This is a genomic window from Georgenia wangjunii (genome assembly GCF_036421975.1).
GTDB lineage: Bacteria > Actinomycetota > Actinomycetes > Actinomycetales > Actinomycetaceae > Georgenia_A > Georgenia_A wangjunii.
This window is the reverse complement of sequence record NZ_JAZGON010000014.1, coordinates 1-22,807: the sequence shown is the minus strand read 5'-3', so window position 1 is coordinate 22,807 and position 22,807 is coordinate 1. Positions and strand designations below refer to the sequence as shown.

Here is a 22,807-nt window from a genome sequence, read left to right as displayed (position 1 = left end):
GCCACGCCGACACGCCGCCCCGCTAGCACTCCTGCGGGGCGGCGTTCGTCGACGATGGGGGAGATGTCCACGACCGCCGCGCCCCCGCTCCTGAGCCCGTCCCCGACGCGCCGGGTCCTGCGCCTTCCCTCCGGGTGGCTGCGCTCGACCATCACGGGCGTCGAGGCCGCCGTGCTCAGCTGGCTCGCGATCGCCATCCCCGCCGTCGCTGCCTACGTCGCGACGGCGGCCGCCCCGGTCCTCGGCGAGGCGGGCTGGGTCGACGCAGCCCGCGCCGGGACGTCCCTGTGGCTCCTCGGGCAGGGCGGGACGATGCACCTCGGCGGCGGCGGGACGGTCTCCCTCACGCCTCTCGGCCTGTCCCTCCTCAGCGCCGCGCTCGTCTACGGCGGGGCCCGCCGGGCCCGGTTGCGCTCGTGGGGCCAGGCGGGCTTCACGACCGGCGGGTACGTCCTCGCCGCGCTCGTCATCTCCGCGGTCGTCCCGGGCCCGGCCGGCCGGCTCGGCGCGGTCGTCGGTGCCGCCGCCATCGCCGCGCTGGGCGCGGCCGCGGCGTTGCGGCGGGCGCGCGCCCGCACTCCCGAGCGCGTCGCGCGCGCCGTCGGAGCGCTCCCGGCGTCCGTGCGTGCCGGTGTGCGCGGCGCCGGGTGGGCCGCCCTCGGGCTCCTGGCGCTCGCCGTCGTCGCCGGCGGGACGGCGCTCGCCACCGGTGCCGCGGAGGTGAGCGCCCTCCACGAGGCGCTCGGCCCGGAGCCCCTCGGCGGCGTCATCCTCGTCCTCGCCCAGCTCCTCTGGCTGCCGAGCGCACTCGTGTGGGCCCTGGCGTGGGTCGCCGGGCCGGGTTTCGTCGTCGGCACGGGCACCCTCTTCTCGACGACGGAGGTCGTCACCGCGCCGCTGCCCGCCGTGCCGCTCCTCGGTGCCCTCCCCGGACCCGGCGCGCCCGGCCTGGCGTGGGTCCTCCTCGGCCCCGTCCTCGTCGGTGCGGCCGTCGGCTGGTGGCTGCACCGCCGGCGGTTCTGCCCCGCCCCCGGTCACGCCGCTCTCTCCGCCCTCACGGCGGGCGCGGTCGCCGGCGTCGTCACCGGGCTCTTGTGCGGCGCCGCGAGCGGCGCGATCGGGCCCGGCCGGATGGCCGAGCTCGGGGCTCCCGCGCTCGCGGTCGCCGGGTACACCGCGGCGACCGTCACGGGCGGGGCGCTCGTCGTCGTCCTCGCGCTGCACCCGGCCACCCACGCCCTGCTCGGGCGGGCGTACGCCGGGGCGCGGACGCGCCTGCGCCGGGACGGTGCCGTCGACGGCGCCGACGCCGCCGCGCGCGACTGACCGTCGCCGGCCGGCGCGGCGCAGGAGCCGGCCGGACGGCGCCCGGGGAGGCTCTCGGGATGCGCGTGGGAGCAGGGCGGTGTTCTCTGGTCGCACCACGGTCATTGCGGACCGTGCCGGCGAGAAGGAGGCCGAACGTGCGACGACGTCCGACGGCGGTCGCCGGTCTGGCGCTGACCATGACCGCCTGCCTCGCCGCGTGCGCGAGCGAGTCCGGTCCTCCGGTGCTCACCTGGTACACCACGCCGGACGCCGGAGGGCAGGCCGAGATCGCCCGCACCTGCTCGGAGGCCGCCGAGGGGGAGTACCGCATACAGATATCCCTGCTGCCCAACGACGCCCCCGGGCAGCGGGAGCAGCTCGCGCGGCGCCTGGCGGCGTCCGACGCCTCCATCGACATCATGAGCCTGGACCCGCCGTTCATCCCCGAGATCGCGGAGCCGGGCTTCCTCGCCCCGATGCCGGAGGAGCTCGCGGACGTCTTCGTCGAGGACGTGGTGCAGGGCGCCGTCGACTCGGCCACGTGGGACGGCGAGCTCGTCACGGCCCCGTTCCTCAGCAACACGATGCTGCTGTGGTACCGCAAGTCCGTCGTCGAGGAGGCGGGCCTGGACATGAGCCAGCCGGTCACCTGGGACCAGATCATCGAGGTGGCCCGGGACCAGGGCAAGTACCTCGGGGTGCAGGGCGTCAAGGCCGAGTCGATGACCGTGTGGGTCAACGCGCTCATGGCGTCTCAGGGCGCGGAGATCCTCCCCGACCCCGCCGCGCCCGCCGACGAGCTCGAGGTCGCCCTCGACAGCCCCGAGGGGCAGCGGGCCGCCGAGATCATGAGCACCATCGCCTCCGAGGGGCTCGGCGGGCCTGGGATGCCGACGGAGGACGAGGACGCCTCCCTCAACGAGTTCCTCGGGGACAACGGCTCCTTCATGGTCAACTGGCCGTTCGTGTGGCCCGGCGCGCAGAGCACGGCCCCCGACGTCGTCGAGGACATCGGCTGGGCGATGTACCCGCAGGTGGAGGAGGGGACGGAGAGCGCCCCGCCGGTCGGTGGTCTCAACCTCGGCGTCGGGGCGTTCTCCGAGCACGTCGGCCTCGCCTACGACGCCGTCCAGTGCCTCGTCCAGCCGGACAACCAGGCGATGTACGTCGAGACGAACGGCAACGCGCCGGTCGGCGCAGACGTCTACGACCGGCCCGAGATCCAGGAGGCCTATCCCATGGCGGACCTGCTGCGCGACTCGCTCGAGCGGGCGGTGCCCCGCCCGCAGACCCCCTACTACAACGAGGTCTCCATCGGGCTCCAGGAGACGTGGTACCCGATCTCGGACCTCGACCCCGAGCGCACCCCGGTCGAGGCGACCGAGCTCATCACCGGGGTGCTCCGAGGGGAGCGGCTGCTGTGAGCGTCCAGGGACAACCGCCACCGCCCGCCCCGACCGCGGTCGACGCCGACGTCGACGCCGAGGAGGGCCGCGCGGCGCCGGCGAAGAAGAAGCGCCGCAGCGGTCGTGGCCGTGACGAGGCGAGGCTCGGCTGGATGCTGGCCGGTCCGGCCTTCGTCATCATGCTCGCCGTCACGGTCTACCCGATCCTCCAGGCCTTCTGGGACTCGCTGTTCTCCTACCGGCTCACCGCCCCGGACGACCGCCGGTTCGTCGGGCTCGGGAACTACGGCGTCGTCTTCACCGATCCCGAGTTCTGGCGGAGCATGCTCATCACGGCGTTCATCACGGTCGTCACGGTGCTCATCGAGCTGGTCCTCGGCTTCGCGCTGGCCATGGTCATGCACCGGGCGATCAGGCACCTGCGCGGTCTGCTGCGCACGGCCATCCTCGTGCCCTACGGCATCATCACCGTGGTCTCGGCCTTCGCCTGGTTCTACGCCTTCGACATCAGCTCCGGGTACGTCAACAACTGGATCTCGGCGTTTCCGGGCGTGGACATCACCGACCTCAACTGGTTCGCCGGGTCGGCCAGCTCTCTCTTCGTCATCATCGCCTCGGAGGTGTGGAAGACCACGCCCTTCATCTCCCTGCTGCTGCTCTCCGGGCTCGCGCAGGTGTCCGGGGACCTCGAGGAGGCCGCGAAGGTCGACGGCGCCACGCCCTGGCAGGTGCTGCGGCGCGTGATCCTGCCGAACATGAGGGCCGCCATCATGGTCGCGGTCCTCTTCCGGGCGCTGGACGCGTTCCGCATCTTCGACAACATCTACATCATGACCGGCGGCGCGAACAACACCCGCGCGCTCTCGCTCCTCGCCTACAACACCTCCATCGGCCGCCTCGAGATCGGCATGGGCTCAGCGATCTCGGTGGTGCTGTTCCTGTGCGTGATCGGCATCGCCATCGGCACGGTCAAGGGCTTCAAGGTGGACCTGGCCGGCTCTGTGGGAGGGAAGTGACATGGCGCTGACGACGAAGCAGAAGGTCGCCTGGGCACTCATCACCCTCGTCGTCCTCGTGTGGGCGCTCTTCCCCGTCATCTCGATCCTCATGACGTCCTTCAAGGCCCCGGCGGACATCGACTCGGGCACCTTCCTGCCGCCGGCGTGGTCCGTCGAGAACTACACCGCGATCCTCGCGCCCGACGGATCGGCGCAGGAGCTGTTCCTCTCCGCGCTGCGCAACTCCATCGGCATCTCGCTCATCTCCACCGCCGTGGCCGTCGTCCTCGCCACGTTCGCCGCCTACGCCATCGTCCGGCTCGACTTCCCCGGCCGGCGGATGGTGCTCCTCACCTCGCTGGCCGTCTCGATCTTCCCGGCGATCTCCATCGTCACCCCACTGTTCAACCTGTGGCGCTCGATCGGGCTGTACGACACCTGGCTCGGGCTGATCATCCCCTACCTGTCGCTGACCCTGCCGATCTCGATCTGGACGCTGGCGGCGTTCTTCCAGCAGATCCCCTGGGAGCTCGAGCAGGCCGCCCAGGTCGATGGCGCGACGCCGATGCAGGCGTTCCGCAAGGCGGTCGTGCCCCTCGCCGCGCCCGGGGTGTTCACCACGGGCATCATCGCGTTCTTCATCGCCTGGAACGACTTCGTCTACGGCATCTCACTCACCTCGACCGAGGCGGCCAGGCCCGTGCCGGCGGCACTCGCGTTCTTCACGGGCGCCTCGCAGTTCGAGCAACCCACCGGGTCCATCTCGGCCGCCGCCATCGTGGTGACCATCCCGGTGGTCATCGTCGTCGTGCTCTTCCAGCGTCGCATCGTGTCCGGCCTGACCCAGGGCGCCGTCAAGGGCTGAGGCCCTCGACCAGAAGAAGGAGAGGCCCCAGATGGCATCCATCACCCTCGACAAGGTCGTCAAGACCTACCCGGACGGTTTCACCGCCGTCAAGGGGATCGACCTCGACATCGCCGACGGCGAGTTCGTCATCCTCGTGGGCCCGTCCGGCTGCGGGAAGTCCACGCTGCTGCGGATGATCGTCGGCCTCGAGGACATCACCGACGGCGAGCTCCGCATCGGGGAGGAGGTCGTCAACGACAAGGCGCCGCGCGACCGGGACCTCGCGATGGTGTTCCAGAACTACGCGCTGTACCCGCACCTGACGGTGTACGAGAACATCGCCTTCCCGCTGCGGCTGACCAAGGGCCAGTACTCCGACGACGACATCGACGCCCGGGTGCGCCGCGCGTCGTCCCTGCTCGAGCTCGACGAGCACCTCGAGCGCAAGCCCGCCAACCTCTCCGGCGGGCAGCGCCAGCGGGTGGCCATGGGACGGGCGATCGTGCGGGAGGCGCAGGCGTTCCTCTTCGACGAGCCGCTGTCGAACCTGGACGCCAAGCTGCGCGGCCAGATGCGCACCGAGATCGCCCGCCTCCAGCGCACCCTCGCCACGACGACCGTGTACGTCACGCACGACCAGACCGAGGCCATGACGCTCGGCGACCGCGTCGCCGTCCTGCGCCGCGGCGAGCTGCAGCAGGTCGCGAGCCCGCGGGGCCTGTACGACCAGCCGCTCAACCTCTTCGTGGCGGGCTTCATCGGATCGCCCCCGATGAACTTCCTGCCCGGCGAGGTCAAGGGCGGCACGTTGCACCTGCCCATGGTCGACCTCCCCATGGACGACCGGCTGCGCGCCGCCGTGGGGGACCGGGACCTCGTCATCGTCGGGATCCGCCCCGACGCGTTCGAGGACGCCGACACGATGGAGACCGGCGCCAAGGACGGCGGGGTCACCTTCGAGGCCGACGTGGACGTCACGGAGTGGATGGGTGAGGTCCTCTACGCCTACATCCCGTTCGAGACCCACGACGCGGTGCGGGACAAGCTCGAGGAGCTCGACCGGGACCTCGACGGCGAGGGCATGCGCACCCAGCTCGTCGTCGCGCTGGACTCGATGAGCGGCGTGCGCGAGGGAGACGTCGCCGAGCTGTGGTTCGACCCGGCCCTCCTGCACGTCTTCGACCCCGAGTCGGGTGACAACCTCACCCGCGACCAGGAGAAGGCGGACAGGCTCGAGGACGAGGCCAAGGAGCAGCGCCGCCGGGCGCTCGAGCGTGCCAGGAAGCGGGCGGACAGGACCGACGCCCCGACCGGGGCCGGGGCGTCGGTCAGCGGCGAGGCCTGAGCAGCCTCAGGCGTGCTGGCCGGCGTGCTCGCCCTCGGAGATCTCCTCGACGAGCTTGTCGTTGAACGCCGGGAGGTCGTCCGGGGTGCGGCTGCTCACGAGGCCCTGGTCGACGACGACCTCCTCGTCCACCCACGTCGCGCCGGCGTTGCTGAGGTCGGTCTTGAGGCTCGGGTAGGACGTGAGCGTGCGGCCGCGCAGGACGTCCGCGTCCGTGAGGATCCAGCCGCCGTGGCAGATGACACCGACTGGCTTGTGCTGGGCGAAGAAGTCGCGGGTGAAGGCGACGGCCCGCTCGTCGGTGCGGATGGTGTCGCCGTTGACGACGCCGCCCGGCAGGACGAGACCGTCGAAGTCCTCCGCCCGGGCCTCGCCCACCTCGAGGTCGACCTTCGCCTCGTGCCCGTTCTTGCCGGTGATCGTGCCGGTCTTCGCGGAGACGAGGACCGCCTCGGCGCCGTGCCCGGTCACCGCCTCCCACGGGCTCGTCAGCTCGGAGTCCTCGAAGCCGTCGGTGAGCAGGAACGCGACTCGCTTGCCGGTCAGGTGCGACATGATCTCTCCTCGTCGTCTCTGGAAGATGTCCTTCCACCGTACGAGCGAGGTCCGCCGGTCGCCTCCCGGGCGGGCGGCGAGCGCCCGGGTCAGCCGAGGAGCCGGCCCCGGACCGCATCCTCGAGGCCGTCCGTGCACGCGCGCTCGGCCTGCACCGTGAGGGCCCGGTCGGCGCACTCCTGGAAGGCGGCGTACTCCTCCCACAGGATCGCCTGCACCACCGCGGAGACCACGAGGTAGACCGCGAAGAGGAGCGAGACGATGAGGACGGGAAGGATGATGCCGCCGACCCGCACCCGGATGACCTTGACGAGCGCGTAGACCCCGACGCCCAGCGCCGCGAGCGCGAGCACGCCCGAGCCGAGCGAGAGCGGCCACGGCAGGGTGAGCAGCGGGAAGAGGAGCGCCCCGAGGAGGAGCAGCGAGAACCACATGACTGGGCGCGTGGCGGACCGCGCCTCCTCGGGCGTAGGGGGCCGGCGCTTGCCGGGCGCACCGGTGTCCGGGGGCGCAGCCCCTCGCGCGGGGGTGGGCCGCTCGTCGTCTCGCATGCGCGCCATCCTCCCACCAGCGCCGGGATCCACCGGGGCGTCCGCGTGCCGATACGCTCGTCCTCGTGCCGAGCTGCCGCGTCGTCGTCCTCGTGTCCGGGGGCGGGTCCAACCTCGCCGCCCTCCTCCAGGCGGCCACCGATCCCGCGTACGGGGTCGAGGTCGTCGCCGTCGGCGCCGACCGCGCCGGGACCGGCGGGGTCGAGATGGCCGCCGCGGCGGGCATCCCGACGTTCATCGAGCGTGTGGGCGACCACCCCGACCGCGCCGCCTGGGACGCCGCCCTCACCGCTGCCGTCGCCGCGCACCGGCCCGACCTCGTCGTCTCGGCGGGCTTCCTCAAGATCTGCGGTCCCGCGTTCCTCGAGCGTTTCGCCGGGCGCTACGTCAACACCCACAACTCGCTCCTGCCGGCGTTCCCCGGCATCCACGGACCCCGGGACGCGCTCGCCTACGGCGTCCGGCTCGCCGGTGCGACGCTGTTCGTCGTCGACGCCGGGACGGACACCGGGCCGATCATCGCCCAGGTGGCCGTGCCCGTCGAGGACGACGACACCGAGGAGACGCTCACCGAGCGGATCAAGGTGGCCGAGCGGGCGCAGCTCGTCGAGCACGTCGGCCGCCTCGCGCGCGAGGGCTGGCGCATCGAGGGCCGCCGGGTGCGTCTCGGGTCGCGCTAGACTCGGGCCAGGTCGTGACTGGCGAGACGAGGTGGACCTGACCACCGGGGAGCGACCGGAACGTCCCTTGCAGTGCACCGTGCGCCTGGGTGCCTGGGTCCGTCCAGCGACGTCCGACCCAGGAGTTGTGCCATGACCGACGCCCACCCCATCCGCCGCGCCCTCGTCTCCGTCTACGACAAGACGGGCCTCGTCGAGCTCGCCCAGGCCCTCGCCGCCGCCGGCGTCGAGATCGTCTCGACCGGCTCGACCGCCGCCCGCATCGCCGGCGCGGGCGTGCCCGTCACCGGCGTCGAGGAGCTGACCGGCTTCCCCGAGTGCCTCGAGGGAAGGGTCAAGACCCTCCACCCGCGGGTCCACGCCGGCATCCTCGCCGACCGCCGCAAGCCCGAGCACGTCGCCCAGCTCGCCGAGCTCGGCGTGGAGGCGTTCGACCTCGTCGTCGTCAACCTCTACCCGTTCACCGAGACCGTCGCCTCCGGCGCGGACGCGGACGCGTGCGTCGAGCAGATCGACATCGGCGGGCCCTCGATGGTGCGGGCGGCGGCGAAGAACCACCCCTCCGTCGCCGTCGTCGTCGACCCCGCCGCGTACGGCGACGTCGCGCGCGCGCTCGCCGACGGCGGGTTCACGCTCGCCCAGCGCCGCGCCCTCGCGGCCCAGGCCTTCCGCCACACGGCGAGCTACGACGCCGCCGTCGCCTCGTGGATGGGCGACGTCCTCGCCCCGGACGACACGGTGGACGGCGCCCCGACGGGGTTCCCCGGCTGGGCCGGCGCCACGTGGGAGCGCGAGGCCGTGCTCCGGTACGGGGAGAACCCGCACCAGCGCGCCGCGCTCTACACCTCGGCCAGCGGCCCCGCCGGCCTCGCGCAGGCCGAGCAGCTCCACGGCAAGGCGATGAGCTACAACAACTACGTCGACGCCGACGCCGCCTGGCGGGCGGCGAACGACCACGCCGCGCCGACCGTCGCGATCATCAAGCACAACAACCCGTGCGGGATCGCCGTGGGGGCGGACGTCGCCGACGCCCACGCCAAGGCCCACGCGTGCGACCCGGTCTCCGCGTTCGGCGGGGTCATCGCGGCCAACCGGCCCGTCACGCGCGCCATGGCCGAGCAGGTCGCGGACGTCTTCACCGAGGTCGTCGTCGCCCCGGACTTCGACGCCGACGCCGTCGAGGTCCTCACCCGCAAGAAGAACGTCCGGCTGCTCCGGATGCCCCAGGGGGCGCCGGCCGCCGTCGAGACCCGCGCCATCAGCGGCGGCCTCCTCATGCAGGCGGCGGACCTCGTCGACGCCCCCGGGGACGACCCGGCCGGGTGGACCCTCGCGGCCGGCGAGCCGGCCGACGACGCGACGCTCGCCGACCTCACCTTCGCGTGGCGGGCCGTGCGTGCGGTGCGCTCCAACGCCATCCTCCTCGCCGACGACGGCGCGTCCGTCGGGGTGGGGATGGGGCAGGTCAACCGCGTCGACTCCTGCCGCCTCGCCGTCGAGCGGGCCAACGCCCTCGCCGAGGGCGCCGAGCGGGCCCGCGGCGCCGTCGCCGCCTCGGACGCGTTCTTCCCCTTCGCGGACGGGCTCCAGGTGCTCCTCGACGCTGGCGTGCGCGCCGTCGTCCAGCCCGGCGGGTCCGTCCGCGACGAGGAGGTCATCGCCGCCGCGGCGGCCGCCGGCGTGACGCTCTACCTCACGGGCACCCGCCACTTCGCCCACTGAGCGTCCGCCCGGGTCGCCCCGGGCCCCTCCCGACTCGCCTCCACCGGGGAGGGGGATCGGTGTGTTCAGCGCAGGGACCGGCGCAGCGGCACCGCGGGATCCGCGGCGTTGGTCCGGTCGATGCGAGGGTACGCAGCGCCGCCGAGCGCCTTGCGGAGCGCGCCGACGTCGCGGGGCGCGTCGACCGTGAAGCCCGCCCGGAGCACGGCGCCCGCCCCGTCCGGACCGGGCTCGACGTAGAGCGCCGTCCACCCGCCGGCGCCGGGCGTCCCGCGGAGGATGACCTCGCTGGCGGGGGTCGGGCGGCCGACGAGCGTGACGTCGTGGCCGAGCTGGCGGGAGAAGACGTACGGGGCGGGATCGGCGACGCGGCCCTCGGCCGCGCCGCCCTCGGCGCCGCCGGCGCGCGCGAGCAGGTCCGAGACGAGCGCGGCGGGGTGCGTGAGGGCCGCGTCCCAGTGGCCTCCCTCGACGGCGCCGTCGCGCGGGGAGGTGCGGTCCGCGCAGTCGCCGACGGCGCGGACCGAGGCCGGCCCGCCCGTGACGCGACCGGTGGGGCCGACGGGGAGGGCGCCCCGCGCGGTGAGCGGCAGCGCGCCGGCGAGCCACCCGGTGCTCGGCCGCACCCCCGTGGCGGCGAGGAAGGTGTCCGCGGCCAGGACGGTGCCGTCGGCGAGGACGACGCCGGCGGGGGACAGCCCGGTGGCCGCGGCCGAGGTCCGCAGCGTGACGCCGGCCTCGTCGTACCAGGCCCGCGTCAGCGCGCCCACCTCCTCGCCGAGCTGCCGGGCGAGCGGCGTGGCAGCGGCCTCGAGGACGGTGACGTCGACGCCCGCGGCCGCCGCCGCGCCCGCCACCTCCGCGCCGATCCACCCGGCCCCGACGCACACGAGCCGCGACCCGGGCCGCAGCCGCGCACGGAGCCGCGCGGCGTCGTCGGCCGTGTGGAGCGTGAGCGCGCCGGCGAGGGCGGCCGGGGTCGCCGCCTGGGAGCCGCAGGCGAGGACGACGGCGTCGGCGGCGAGCTCGCTGCGGCCCGTGGGACCGGCGACGGCGAGCCGGACGCCCGCGTCGTCGGCGCGGAGCCCGACCGCCCGGTGGCCGAGGAGCGTGCGGTCCGCGAGGGACGTGAGGTCGGCGCCGAGGTCGTCCGCGAGCCACACGGGCTCGGTGCGGGTGAGGAGCTCCTTCGACAACGGTGGGCGGTCGTAGGGGAGGGCGTCCTCCGCGCCGACGACGGTGACCTCGCCGTCGAACCCCTGCGCGCGCAGCTCGGCGGCGGTGCGCAGCCCCGCGAGCCCCGCTCCGACGACGAGCACGCGACGGGGCGCGGGGTCCGGGATCACCCCGCCACGGTAGTCTTCCGGCCGTGATGAGGCCCGAGACGTCCCGGCACCCGGTGCTGTGGGCGCTCGCCGCCGGGACCGCGGCGGTCGCCGCGGCCGCGCTGTGGGTAGACGCCCCGACCGCCGTCCGCGTCCTCGCCGTCGGGCTCCTCGTCCTCGCGGGTGTGCGCGCCGCGGACCGGTCCGTGCCGAGCGTCCTCGCCGCGCGCTCGCGGCCCTTCGACGTCGCGCTCCTCGTCCTGCTCGCCGCGGCGCTGCTCGTCCTCGCCCCTGCGGGATACCTCACGTAGGGCGAGCGGGCGGGTGTACGGGAAGATAGGGCGATGAGCGACATCGTCACCGACATCCTGCTCGTGTTCGCGTTCATCGTCCTCGGTGGGGTGTTCGCGGCGTCGGAGATCGCGCTCGTCTCCCTGCGCGACGGCCAGGTGCGGGCCATGACCGAGCGCGGCGGGGCCGGCGCCCGGGTGGCCAAGCTGACGGCCAACTCCAACCGCTTCCTCTCCTCGGTGCAGATCGGCGTCACCCTCGCGGGCTTCTTCTCCGCGTCCTTCGGCGCCGCCCAGATCGCGCCGCAGGTCTCCCCGACGCTCGAGGGCTGGGGCCTCGCGCCGGGCGCGGCGGGGTCGATCGCGTTCATCGGCACGACGGTGCTCATCTCCTACCTCTCGCTCGTCTTCGGCGAGCTCGTCCCCAAGCGTCTGGCCATGCAGAGCGCCGAGAAGTTCTCCGTCGTCGTCGCGACGCCGCTCGACTGGATCGCGACGATCATGCGCCCCGTCATCTGGTTGCTCGGGGCCTCGACGAACGTCGTCATGCGCCTGCTCGGCCGGGACCCGCACGCGCAGCGGGAGGAGATGGGCGCTGAGGAGCTGCGCTCGCTCGTCGCCGAGCACGAGTCGCTCGGGGACGAGGAGCGCGCCATGGTCGTCGACCTCCTCGCCGTCGGCGAGCGGACCGTGCAGGAGATCATGACGCCGCGCACGGAGGTGGAGTTCCTCGACGCGGACATGCCCATCGAGGGGGCCCAACGCATCGTGCGCACCCTCGAGCACTCCCGCTACCCCGTGCGCGGGGAGAACGACGACGACGTGCTCGGCTTCATCCACGTCCGCGACCTCATCTACCCCGAGGACGCCGTCGGGACGGTAGGCGACCTCGTCCGCCAGGTCATGTTCTTCCCCACGGGCAAGCGCGTCCTCGCCGCGCTGACGGAGATGCGCGCCGGGAACTCCCACCTCGCCGTCGTCGTCGACGAGTACGGCGGCACCGACGGCATCGTCACGCTCGAGGACGTCGTCGAGGAGTTCGTCGGGGAGATCCAGGACGAGTACGACCGCGAGGAGCCGGACTCGGTGCTGCGCGGCACGACGGAGGACGTCGCCGGCCTGCTCGGCCGCTCGGACGTCGTCAAGGTCCTCGGCCGGGAGCTGCCCGAGGGGCCGTACGACACGCTGGGCGGGTTCATCATGGCCGGCCTCGGCCGCCTCCCGCAGGTGGGCGACACGCTCGTGTGGGACGACCTCGTCCTCACGGTCACCGCCATGGACGGGCGGCGGGTCGACCGCGTCGACGTGCGCGAGGCGACGATGCCCGCGCACCCGCTCGACGACGGCGCGGCGGACGGCGAGAGCGCCACCCCCGACGTCGTCCACACGCAGACGATCTCGGGGGATCCGGCCCCGCGCGGGTGAGCCTCGGGCTGCCAAAGTATCTCGACGTCGAGTAATCTGGGGGGCGGTGCCGACGCCTCGGCGCCCACGGACGCCCGAGGACACCCCGCGTGGGTGGTCAGGAGAGTTGCGCGTATGTCGAAGATCAAGGTGGCCGGACCCGTCGTCGAGCTCGACGGCGACGAGATGACGCGGATCATCTGGCAGTTCATCAAGGACCGTCTCATCCACCCCTACCTCGACGTGGACCTGCGGTACTACGACCTCGGTATCGAGAACCGCGACGCCACCGACGACCAGGTGACGATCGACGCGGCCAACGCCATCAAGGAGCACGGCGTCGGCGTCAAGTGCGCCACGATCACGCCGGACGAGGCGCGCGTGGAGGAGTTCGGCCTCAAGAAGATGTGGGTCTCGCCGAACGGCACGATCCGCAACATCCTCGGCGGCGTCGTCTTCCGCGAGCCGATCATCATCTCGAACATCCCCCGCCTCGTGCCGGGCTGGAACAAGCCGATCATCATCGGCCGTCACGCCCACGGCGACCAGTACAAGGCGACGAACTTCAAGGTCCCCGGTGCGGGCACGCTCACGCTGACCTACACGCCGGCGGACGGCTCCGAGCCGATCCACCAGGAGGTCGTCACCTATCCCGAGGCCGGCGGCGTCGCGATGGGCATGTACAACTTCAACGAGTCGATCCGCGACTTCGCGCGCGCCTCGTTCGCCTACGGCCTGCAGCGGAACTACCCGGTGTACCTCTCGACGAAGAACACGATCCTCAAGGCCTACGACGGCGCGTTCAAGGACATCTTCGCCGAGGTCTTCGAGGCCGAGTTCAAGGACCAGTTCGACGCCGCGGGCCTCACCTACGAGCACCGCCTCATCGACGACATGGTCGCCGCCGCCATGAAGTGGGAGGGCGGCTACGTCTGGGCCTGCAAGAACTACGACGGTGACGTCCAGTCCGACACGGTCGCGCAGGGCTTCGGCTCGCTCGGCCTCATGACCTCCGTGCTCATGACGCCGGACGGCAAGACGGTCGAGGCCGAGGCTGCGCACGGCACGGTCACCCGGCACTTCCGCCAGCACCAGGCCGGCAAGCCGACGTCGACCAACCCGATCGCCTCGATCTTCGCCTGGACCCGGGGCCTCGCCCACCGCGGCAAGCTCGACGGCACCCCGGAGGTCACGCAGTTCGCCGAGACGCTCGAGGACGTCGTCATCAAGACGGTCGAGAGCGGCAAGATGACCAAGGACCTTGCGCTGCTCATCGGCAAGGACGCCGAGTGGCTCACCACCGAGGACTTCCTCGCCGCCCTCGACGAGAACCTCGCCGCCCGCCTCGCCTGAGAAGGAGCTCGTCACATGACCACGCCTGTCAACGTCACGGTCACCGGCGCCGCCGGTCAGATCGGCTACGCACTCCTCTTCCGCATCGCCTCGGGCCAGCTCCTCGGCCCGGACGTCCCCGTCAGGCTGCGCCTGCTCGAGATCCCGCAGGGCGTCAAGGCTGCGGAGGGCACCGCGATGGAGCTCGACGACTGCGCCTTCCCGCTGCTCGCCGGGATCGACATCTTCGACGACCCGCGCCAGGGGTTCGACGGCGCGAACATCGCCCTCCTCGTCGGGGCGCGCCCGCGCGGCCCCGGCATGGAGCGCGGTGACCTCCTCGAGGCCAACGGCGGGATCTTCAAGCCCCAGGGTGAGGCGATCAACGCCGGCGCCGCCGAGGACGTGCGCGTCCTCGTCGTCGGCAACCCCGCCAACACGAACGCGCTCATCGCGCAGGCGCACGCCCCGGACGTCCCGGCGGAGCGGTTCACCGCCATGACGCGTCTCGACCACAACCGCGCGCTGAGCCAGCTCTCCGCGAAGACGGGCGCGCCGGTGACGGACATCGCCGGGCTGACGATCTGGGGCAACCACTCGGCCACCCAGTACCCGGACGTCTTCCACGCCACCGTCGCCGGTCGCCCGGCGTCGGAGCTCGTCGACCAGGCGTGGCTCGAGAGCGAGTTCATCCCGACGGTCGCCAAGCGCGGTGCGGCGATCATCGACGCCCGCGGGGCCTCGTCGGCGGCGTCGGCGGCCAACGCGGCCATCGACCACGTCCGCGACTGGGTCTCCGGCACGCCCGAGGACGCATGGACGTCCGCCGCGATCGTCTCCGACGGCTCGTACGGCGTGCCCGAGGGTCTCATCTCCTCGTTCCCGGCGCGCTCCGTCGGGGGCCGCTGGGAGATCGTCCAGGGGCTCGAGATCAACGAGTTCTCGCGCGCAAAGATCGACGCCTCGGTCGCCGAGCTCGTCGAGGAGCGCGAGGCGGTCACGGGGCTCGGGCTCATCTGAGCGCTGCCTGACGACGCCTGACGGGTCCGCCCGGACCCGACGAGGACGCCCCCGCACCGGCACAACGGTGCGGGGGCGTCGTCGCGTCTGGGGCGTGGGCGGCTCCGCCATCGTGATGACGTGGGGCTCCGCGGTAACGGGCGCGGCACATGTCTTGAAACGCTCTGCAAGGCTTGCAGGGCCGTTACATCCGCGCGTACGCTTCCCCCACATCCCTCCGCACGGTGTCGTGCAGGTGACGAAGGAGTCCCCATGGTTGTCCGTCCTGCCCGAGCCGCTACCGCCGCGCTCGCCGCCGCCGCCGTCGCCCTCGCCGGCCTCGCCGGGATCGGGACGGCGCTCGCGCCGTCCGCCCAGGCGAACGACCGGCTCGTCGTCCTCGCCGGGAGCCTGCAGTCCGAGCTCGGCTGCCCGGCGGACTGGGACCCGGCGTGCGAGGCGACGGTCCTCGCGGGCACCGAGGCCGAGGGCGTCTACGCCACCGAGTTCGACGTGCCCGGTGGCAGCTACGAGTACAAGGCCGCCGTCGGCGGGACGTGGGACGAGGCGTACGGCGTGGACGGCGGCGCCGACAACATGGCCCTCGAGCTGGCCGGGCCCGCGCGGCTGCGCTTCGTCTTCGACGACAACGTCGACCGGGTGGGCGTCGAGGTCCTCGACCTGGCAGGTGAGTACACGGCGGCCGACGACGCGCTCGTCGCCGAGCCGGTGCGCCAGGCGGGCGGGGACGAGCAGTTCTACTTCGTCCTCACGGACCGCTTCGAGAACGGGGACCCGGGCAACGACACGGCCGGCCTCGGCGAGAACCGTCTCGTCTCCGGCTTCGACCGAGAAGACAAGGGCTTCTACAACGGCGGTGACATCGCCGGTCTGCGCTCTCAGCTCGACTACATCGAGGGGCTGGGGACGACGGCGATCTGGCTGACGCCGTCGTTCATGAACCGCCCCGTCCAGGGCGAGGGGCCGGACGCCTCCGCGGGCTACCACGGGTACTGGATCACCGACTTCACGCGCATCGACCCCCACCTGGGCACGAACGCCGAGCTCGAGGCGTTCATCGACGACGCCCACGCGCGCGACATCAAGGTCTACTTCGACATCATCACGAACCACACGGCGGACGTCATCGACTACGCCGAGGGCGAGTACGGCTACATCGACACGGCGACGTCGCCCTACCGTGACGCCGACGGGAACGCCTTCGACCCCGCGGACTACGCCGGCACCGAGACGTTCCCCGAGCTCGACCCGGAGACGTCGTTCCCGTACACGCCGGTCCCCGACCCCGAGATCACGATGGTCCCGGAGTGGCTGAACGACGTCACGCTCTACCACAACCGGGGGAACTCGACGTGGTCCGGCGAGTCCGTCACGTACGGCGACTTCGACGGGCTCGACGACCTCATGACCGAGCACCCCGACGTCGTCGACGGGTTCGTCGAGATCTACGAGGCGTGGGTGGACCTCGGCATCGACGGGTTCCGGATCGACACCGCCAAGCACGTCAACGTCGAGTTCTGGGAGGAGTGGACCACCGAGGTCCTCGACCACGCCCGCGCGGGAGGGAACGAGGAGTTCTTCATGTTCGGCGAGGTCTACGACGCCGACGCGCGCCTGCTCTCGCCGTACGTGCGGGACACGGACATGAGCTCGGTGCTCGACTTCGCCTACCAGGCCTCGGCCCTCAACTACGCGAAGGGGTTCTCCGCCGAGGGGCTCTCGAGCCTCTTCGCCTCCGACGCGTACTACACGACGCCGACGACGAGCGCCGCCTCGCTGCCGACGTTCCTCGGCAACCACGACATGGGCCGGATCGGCTACCTCCTCCAGGGCTCGGGCGACGAGCGCGAACGCTCGATGCTCGCCCACTCCCTCATGTACCTCACGCGCGGCCAGCCGGTCGTCTACTACGGCGACGAGCAGGGCTTCGTCGGCCTCGGCAACGACAAGGACGCGCGCCAGTCGCTCTTCGCGAGCGACGTCGAGCAGTACCGCCAGGACTGGACCCTCCACGGCTACCAGATCGGCGCCGTCGACCGGTTCGACACCGACGTCCCGCTCTACACCCACATCGCCGAGCTCGCGGGGCTGCGCAGCGCCCACCCCGCGCTGAGCACCGGCGCGCAGATCGAGCTCCACGCGGACGACGGCACCGGCGTCTACGCCTTCGCGCGGGTCGACGACGACGAGCTCGTCGAGCACGTCGTCGCGCTCAACAACGCGGGTGCGGACCGGACCGTCACGTTCAGGACCCTCACCCCGGGCGCGACCTACACCCCGCTCTACGGCGACGCGGGCAGTGTCACGGCCGACGCCGAGGGATCGCTCACGCTCACCGTCCCGGCGCTCGACGCCGTCGTGCTCGTCGCGGACGGCACCGTCGGTGCGCCGGACGAGGCCGGACCGGTCGCCGTCGTCGCCCCCGGTCCCGGGGCCGAGATGAGCCGCGTCGCGCCGGTGAGCGTCGACGTCGCCGACGACGTCTGGGCGCAGACGAGCATCGCCTACCGCGTCGTGGGCGCGGAGGACTGGACCGCGCTCGGCGTCGCCGAGGGCGACGCGCCGCGGGTCTTCCACGACACGGACGACCTCGCGGTCGGCACGCTCGTGGAGTACCGGGCCGTCACGGTGGACGCCGCGGGCAACCGCGCGGCGGCCTCGACGTACGGCTCCGTCGGCCAGGCCGTCGACCTCAGCGTCGACGAGGGCCCGGGCGACGGCGAGGAGCTCTTCGTCACCGTGCCCGGGAGCCACAACGCGGCGATGGGCTGCCCCGGCGACTGGCAGCCTGGCTGCGAGGCGGCCGCGCTCGCGCTCCGCCCCGACGGCGTTTACTCCGGGACGTTCGAGGTCCCCGCCGGCTCCTACGCGTACAAGGCCGCCGTCGGTGGCTCGTGGGACGAGAACTACGGTGCGGGCGGCGTCGCGGGCGGGGCCGACATCACCTACACCCACGCCGGTGGGTCCATCACGTTCTTCTACGACCCGGTCACCCACTACGTGACCTCGACGGCGGAGGGCGACGTCATCACGGCGGCTGGCAGCTTCCAGAGCGAGGTGGGCTGCCCGGGTGACTGGCAGCCCGACTGCCTCGGCTCGTGGTTGCAGGACCTCGACGGCGACGGCGTGTACACGTGGTCGACCGACGAGCTGCCCACCGGCACGTACGAGACGAAGGTGGCCCACAACCTCACGTGGGCCGAGAACTACGGCGCCGGCGGGGTCCTCGACGGACCGAACATCACCTTCAGCGCCACGGAGGGCAGGCTCGTGGTCTTCAGCTACGACATCGAGAGCCACGTGCTCACCATCGAGGTGGCCGACCCGCCGCTCGCGGGCACCGGCCAGCTCCGAGCGCACTGGCTCGACGCCACGACGGTCGCGTGGCCGCGCGACCTCCTCGGCGACGCCGAGACGGGGGACCTGGCATGGTCCCTCCACACCGCGGCCGCGGGCGGGCTCGTGCTCGCCGACGGCGAGGTCACGGGCGGCGACGAGGTCACGCTCACGTACGACCCGGCCGGCATCGGCGAGGAGCTCGCGGACAGGTACCCGCACCTCGCCGACCATGTCGCGCTGCGGGTCGAGGGCCTCGACCGTGCCGCGACCGAGGCCGCCCTCACGGGGCAGCTCATGGTCCTCCAGCGCGGCGCCGGCGACGTGCCGACGGCGTTCACCGGGGTGCAGGTCCCCGGGGTCCTCGACGACCTCTACGCCGACGACGCCGCGGACCGGGCGCTGGGCGTGACGTGGTCCGGCGGGGTTCCCTCGCTCGCCCTGTGGGCGCCGACGGCGAAGGCCGTCGACCTCCTCCTCTGGGCCGACGGGACCGGCGCGGGCGAGCCCGAGCGGATCCCCGCGACGCGGCACGACGACGGCGCGTGGACGGTCGAGGGGGAGGCGGACTGGCGCGACCGCGCCTACCTCTTCGACGTCGAGGTCTACGTCCCGGCGGAGGGCGAGGTCGTCACGAACCGTGTGAGCGACCCGTACTCCGTCGCGCTGACGGAGAACTCGACGCACTCGGTGCTCGTCGACCTCGCCGACGAGGCGTGGGCGCCGGCGCTGTGGACCGAGACGGCGGTGCCCGTCGTCGAGCGTCCCGTCGACCGGACGATCTACGAGCTCCACGTGCGTGACTTCTCCATCTCGGACCCCTCCGTCCCGGAGGACCTGCGCGGGACGTACCTCGCGTTCGCCGAGGCGGAGAGCAACGGCATGCGCCACCTGCGCGAGCTGGCCGAGGCGGGCATGAACACCGTCCACCTCCTCCCGACGTTCGACATCGCCACGATCGAGGAGGACCGCGACGCCCAGGCCGAGCCGGACATCCCGGCCGACGCGGGTCCGGCGTCGGAGGAGCAGCAGGCCGCGGTGGGTGCCGTCGCCGACGCGGACGGCTTCAACTGGGGCTACGACCCGTGGCACTTCAACGCACCCGAGGGGTCCTACGCCACCGACCCGCACGGCGGGGCGCGCGTCGCCGAGTTCCGCACGATGGTCGGCGGGCTCCACGACGCCGGGCTCCAGGTCGTCCTCGACGAGGTCTACAACCACACGAGCGCGTCCGGGCAGGCCGAGCGGTCGGTCCTCGACCGGGTCGTCCCCGGGTACTACCACCGGCTTTCCGCCACCGGGTCCGTCGAGACGTCGACGTGCTGCGAGAACGTCGCCACGGAGCACGCGATGGCCGAGAAGCTCATGGTCGACTCCGTCGTCATGTGGGCGCGGGACTACCGCGTGGACGGGTTCCGGTTCGACCTCATGGGCCACCACTCGCGCGCGAACATGCTCGCCGTGCGGGAGGCGCTCGACGCGCTCACGCTCGAGGAGGACGGGGTCGACGGCTCGGCGATCTACCTCTACGGGGAGGGGTGGAACTTCGGCGAGGTCGCGGACAACGCACGGTTCGTCCAGGCGACGCAGGGCCAGCTCGGGGGGACGGGGATCGGCACGTTCTCCGACCGGCTCCGTGACGCCGTCCGCGGCGGCGGTCCCTTCGACGAGGACCAGCGCGAGGTCCAGGGCTTCGGTTCCGGCCTGTTCACCGATCCCAACGGGGTCTCGGAGGCCACGGCCGAGGAGCAGGCGGCGAGCCTGGCTCACCAGACGGACCTGGTCCGGCTGGGCCTGGCCGGCAACCTCGCCGGCTACACGTTCCTCGCCCACACGGGCGAGGTGCTGCGGGGAGACGAGCTCGACTACAACGGTCAGCCGGCCGGGTACGCGACCCAGCCCGACGAGGTCATCACCTACGTCGACGCGCACGACAACGAGACGCTGTTCGACAACCTCGTCCTCAAGCTGCCCGTCGACACCCCGATGGCCGACCGGGTGCGGATGAACGCGCTGTCCCTGGCGACGACGGCGCTGGCACAGACGCCCTCGTTCTGGCACGCGGGCACCGACCTCCTGCGCTCGAAGTCGCTCGACCGCAACAGCTACAACTCCGGCGACCACTTCAACCGCGTCGACTGGACCGGGCAGGACAACAACTTCGGTGTCGGGCTGCCTCCGGCCGCCGACAACGAGGAGGCGTGGGACATCATGGCTCCGCTGCTCGCGGACCCGACGCTGAAGCCGACGCCCGCGGACATCGCCACCTCGAGCGCGATGGCGCAGGACCTGCTCCGCCTGCGGTTCTCGACCGAGCTGTTCCGACTGGGATCGGCCGACCTCATCGAGGAGAAGGTCACCTTCCCGGGGTCCGGCGCGGAGGCGACGCCCGGCGTCCTCGTCATGGCGGTCGACGACCTCGTGGGTGAGGATGTCGACCCGGCGCTCGACGGCGTCCTCGTCGTCTTCAACGCGACGCCCGAGCCGGTCACCGAGGTGGTCGAGGCCTTCGCGGGCCGTGACCTCGCGCTCTCGCCGGTCCAGGCGGACGGGGCCGACGCCGTCGTCCGCGAGACCGCGTGGGACGCCGCGAGCGGGACGGTGAGCGTGCCGGCGCGGACGGTCGCCGTGCTCGTCCAGGCGAGCGCGGAGGAGCCGACCGAGACCCCGACCGAGACGCCGACGACGGACCCGACCGACGGGCCGACGGATGAGCCGACGGATGGGCCGACCGATGGGCCGACCGGCCCGGGGGCGCCGACTGACGGTACTGGCGGTCCGGGTGGTCCCGGCGGTTCGGGCGGTCTGCCGAGCACCGGCGTCGGCGGGGCACTCGGCCTGCTTGCCCTGCTCGCCCTCGTCGGGGGAGTGGCCCTCGCCCTGGGGAATCGGAGGCGCGCTACCCAGGGGTGATCTGGACACCCGGCAACGGCCGGCCCGGTGAACCACTCTCGACCGCGAGCTCGCGGCTTGAGAGTGGTCACCGGGCCGGCCGTCGCCATGTCGTGGGTCGACGCTCGAGCGTCGGCACGGCTGGCGGCTCGCCGGGTGCGGGGGCGGGTGCTGTGCGAGGGCGGCTGGGAGCTCGTCGCCGTGAGCGGTCACTGTGCCGGCTGCCCCCATGTGGCGGCTCGGCTCTCGAGCTCTGCTTGGACTCCGCCCACCAGTGGGCGGGGCGTCTTAGAAGGGCGGAGGGTCGTCGTCGATGGCGTGGGGGTCGATGGTCCAGGGGGCGTAGGAGCTGGCCAGGGCGGGCGGGGGTTTCGTCGTGCCGTCGGTGGTGAGGGGGGTGATGGTGCCGTCGCTCTCGCGGCGGTAGGTGTGGCCGGTGGGGGTGGTCCACTGGTAGGTGCCGGGGCCGAGGTGGCGGGTGTGGAGCGCGCCGAGGGACTTGAGGGTGTGGTCGCGCTGGCACAGGGCGCCGAGGTTGTGTGCGGCGGTCGGCCCGTTCTGGGACCAGGGGGTGGTGTGGTCGAGGTCGCAGGAGCGGGCGGGGACGGTGCAGCCGGGGCGGGTGCAGGTGAGGTCGCGTTCGCGGACGTGGTCGGCGAGGGCGGCGGGTGGTTGGTAGCGGGTGCGTCCGACGTCGAGGACGGTGCCGGTGAGGGGGTCGGTGACGAGGCGTTGCCAGGTGCTGCCGGCGGCCAGGGCGCGGGCGACGTCGGGGGTGATGGGTCCGTAGCCCTCGAGCTCGGCGACCTCGCACGGCGGTAGCTCGAGGCAGGGGATGAGGTCCTCGTCCGGGACGTCCGGGACGGCTGGGACGCCCGGGATGCCGTTGTCCGTGCCGGGTGCAGAGGCGTAGGCCGAGGTCGTGCCAGGTGCCGCGTCGGGCGAGGTCGTGCCAGGCGTTGCGGTGTCGGGTGAGGTGGTAACAGGTGCGGCGTTCTCGGGCATGGCCGTGCCGGGAGGGCCGTCGGGCGGTCCGCCGGGACCCATGCTGGGCATGGCTGTGCCGGGAGGGCTGTCCGCTGCTGCACCGACCGGGTCGAACGGACCGCCGGGGCCCGCGTCGGGCAGGGCTGCGCCGTCAGGCTCGCGGAGAGGTCCGGGCTCCTGCGGGATGTCCGGTCGAGCCGGCGGCAGGAGGACGGAGAGTGGGACGGTGATGCGGACCTGGGTGCGGTGACCGCCGATGTGGGCCAGGCGCATCCGCTCCCTGGGACGCGGCCGCCGGGCCGGGGGATCCTCAGCATCGACGACGGGGTCAGCGCCGGTGACGACAGCGTCGTCATCGCGACTGCCGCTCGGGCTGCTCTCTCCGTCGACCGCGGAATTGCCGGTGGTCGTCCCGGTCCCGGTCCCGGTGGCCGTCCGTGTGCCGGTCCCTGTGGCGCGGTGGGTGTCGTCCTCGGGGGTGGGGGTGCCGATCCAGCCGGTGTCGAGGGCGGTGTGGGCGAGGAGGGCGAGGGCGTCGGCGCGGAGCTGGTCGATGGTGCGGTTGTCGCCGTTGTTGCGGGCGGTGCGGGCGGCGGCTTCGAGGGCGAGGTCGAGGCTGGTGGCGTCGGTGGCGGGGAGGACGGAGTAGATCGAGGCCATGCCGTCGGGCAGGGCGCGGGGGTGGTGCACGCGGCGGGTGGCGCGTGCCTTGCGGTGGCGGTCCTCGGCGTCGTCGGGGTCGACGGCGATGAGCGCGCGGGCGATGTCGGCCTTGAGCTGGGTGTTGGTGCGGGTGGCGGCGCCGGGGA

The 22,807-nt window shown here is 72.9% G+C and carries 16 protein-coding genes and 1 riboswitch; of the genes, 12 read left to right on the top strand and 4 right to left on the bottom strand.

The genetic code is table 11. From position 1 onward, the window contains the following. The first annotated feature begins 63 nt into the window (after window positions 1-63). From V2J63_RS15175 to V2J63_RS15155, 5 genes are all read left to right on the top strand, one after another. Window positions 64-1,326, top strand: coding sequence for a cell division protein PerM (locus V2J63_RS15175; RefSeq protein WP_331231831.1), 1,263 nt, complete (start codon window positions 64-66; stop codon window positions 1,324-1,326). Window positions 1,327-1,463: 137 nt separating this feature from the next. Further along, window positions 1,464-2,732, top strand: coding sequence for an extracellular solute-binding protein (locus tag V2J63_RS15170; RefSeq protein WP_434056350.1), 1,269 nt, complete (start codon window positions 1,464-1,466; stop codon window positions 2,730-2,732). Beyond that, entirely contained in the window at window positions 2,729-3,730 is a 1,002-nt protein-coding gene (locus tag V2J63_RS15165) for a carbohydrate ABC transporter permease (RefSeq protein WP_331231830.1), read from the top strand. Before V2J63_RS15170 ends, V2J63_RS15165 begins: the two co-directional genes overlap by 4 nt. A gap of 1 nt (window position 3,731) precedes the next feature. Continuing rightward, window positions 3,732-4,577 carry a carbohydrate ABC transporter permease gene (locus V2J63_RS15160; protein WP_331231829.1) on the top strand — a complete coding sequence of 282 codons (846 nt, stop codon included), beginning with the start codon at window positions 3,732-3,734 and terminating at the stop codon, window positions 4,575-4,577. Between the two features lie 31 nt (window positions 4,578-4,608). Next, a complete protein-coding gene (locus tag V2J63_RS15155) occupies window positions 4,609-5,904 on the top strand; it encodes an ABC transporter ATP-binding protein (RefSeq protein WP_331231828.1) in 1,296 nt (431 codons plus the stop codon). Window positions 5,905-5,910: 6 nt separating this feature from the next. Here the strand turns inward: V2J63_RS15155 and V2J63_RS15150 are convergent, their stop codons facing one another. Beyond that, entirely contained in the window at window positions 5,911-6,459 is a 549-nt protein-coding gene (locus V2J63_RS15150) for a type 1 glutamine amidotransferase domain-containing protein (protein WP_331231827.1), read from the bottom strand. Between the two features lie 89 nt (window positions 6,460-6,548). After that, window positions 6,549-7,010 carry a hypothetical protein gene (locus tag V2J63_RS15145; protein ID WP_331231826.1) on the bottom strand — a complete coding sequence of 154 codons (462 nt, stop codon included), beginning with the start codon at window positions 7,008-7,010 and terminating at the stop codon, window positions 6,549-6,551. Window positions 7,011-7,075: 65 nt separating this feature from the next. Here V2J63_RS15145 and purN point away from each other — a divergent pair, with 65 nt between their 5' ends. After that, a complete protein-coding gene (gene purN / locus V2J63_RS15140; RefSeq protein WP_331231825.1) occupies window positions 7,076-7,690 on the top strand; it encodes a phosphoribosylglycinamide formyltransferase in 615 nt (204 codons plus the stop codon). Window positions 7,691-7,694: 4 nt separating this feature from the next. Beyond that, window positions 7,695-7,788, top strand: a riboswitch (ZMP/ZTP riboswitch). A 34-nt stretch (window positions 7,789-7,822) separates the two neighbouring features. Continuing rightward, window positions 7,823-9,412, top strand: a complete 1,590-nt coding sequence (gene purH / locus V2J63_RS15135; RefSeq protein ID WP_331231824.1) for a bifunctional phosphoribosylaminoimidazolecarboxamide formyltransferase/IMP cyclohydrolase — start codon at window positions 7,823-7,825, stop codon at window positions 9,410-9,412. A 65-nt stretch (window positions 9,413-9,477) separates the two neighbouring features. Here the strand turns inward: purH and V2J63_RS15130 are convergent, their stop codons facing one another. Beyond that, the gene (locus V2J63_RS15130; RefSeq protein ID WP_331231823.1) at window positions 9,478-10,758 is read right to left on the bottom strand and encodes an NAD(P)/FAD-dependent oxidoreductase; all 1,281 of its coding nucleotides are present in this window, start codon (window positions 10,756-10,758) and stop codon (window positions 9,478-9,480) included. A 26-nt stretch (window positions 10,759-10,784) separates the two neighbouring features. On the opposite strand from V2J63_RS15130, the gene V2J63_RS15125 reads away from it, so the two are divergent. From V2J63_RS15125 to pulA, 5 genes are all read left to right on the top strand, one after another. Beyond that, complete coding sequence (locus V2J63_RS15125) at window positions 10,785-11,048, top strand: DUF3017 domain-containing protein (protein ID WP_331231822.1); 264 nt, start codon at window positions 10,785-10,787, stop codon at window positions 11,046-11,048. A 33-nt stretch (window positions 11,049-11,081) separates the two neighbouring features. After that, a complete protein-coding gene (locus V2J63_RS15120) occupies window positions 11,082-12,452 on the top strand; it encodes a hemolysin family protein (RefSeq protein ID WP_331231821.1) in 1,371 nt (456 codons plus the stop codon). A gap of 114 nt (window positions 12,453-12,566) precedes the next feature. After that, complete coding sequence (locus tag V2J63_RS15115; protein WP_331231820.1) at window positions 12,567-13,784, top strand: NADP-dependent isocitrate dehydrogenase; 1,218 nt, start codon at window positions 12,567-12,569, stop codon at window positions 13,782-13,784. 15 nt (window positions 13,785-13,799) lie between these two features. Beyond that, window positions 13,800-14,783, top strand: a complete 984-nt coding sequence (locus V2J63_RS15110; RefSeq protein WP_331231819.1) for a malate dehydrogenase — start codon at window positions 13,800-13,802, stop codon at window positions 14,781-14,783. A gap of 252 nt (window positions 14,784-15,035) precedes the next feature. Then, window positions 15,036-21,032, top strand: coding sequence for a pullulanase-type alpha-1,6-glucosidase (pulA, locus tag V2J63_RS15105; protein ID WP_331231818.1), 5,997 nt, complete (start codon window positions 15,036-15,038; stop codon window positions 21,030-21,032). Between the two features lie 267 nt (window positions 21,033-21,299). Here pulA and V2J63_RS15100 read toward each other — a convergent pair. After that, window positions 21,300-22,807 (bottom strand): HNH endonuclease signature motif containing protein (locus V2J63_RS15100; RefSeq protein ID WP_331231817.1); only part of this gene is annotated, 1,508 nt, incomplete at its 5' end.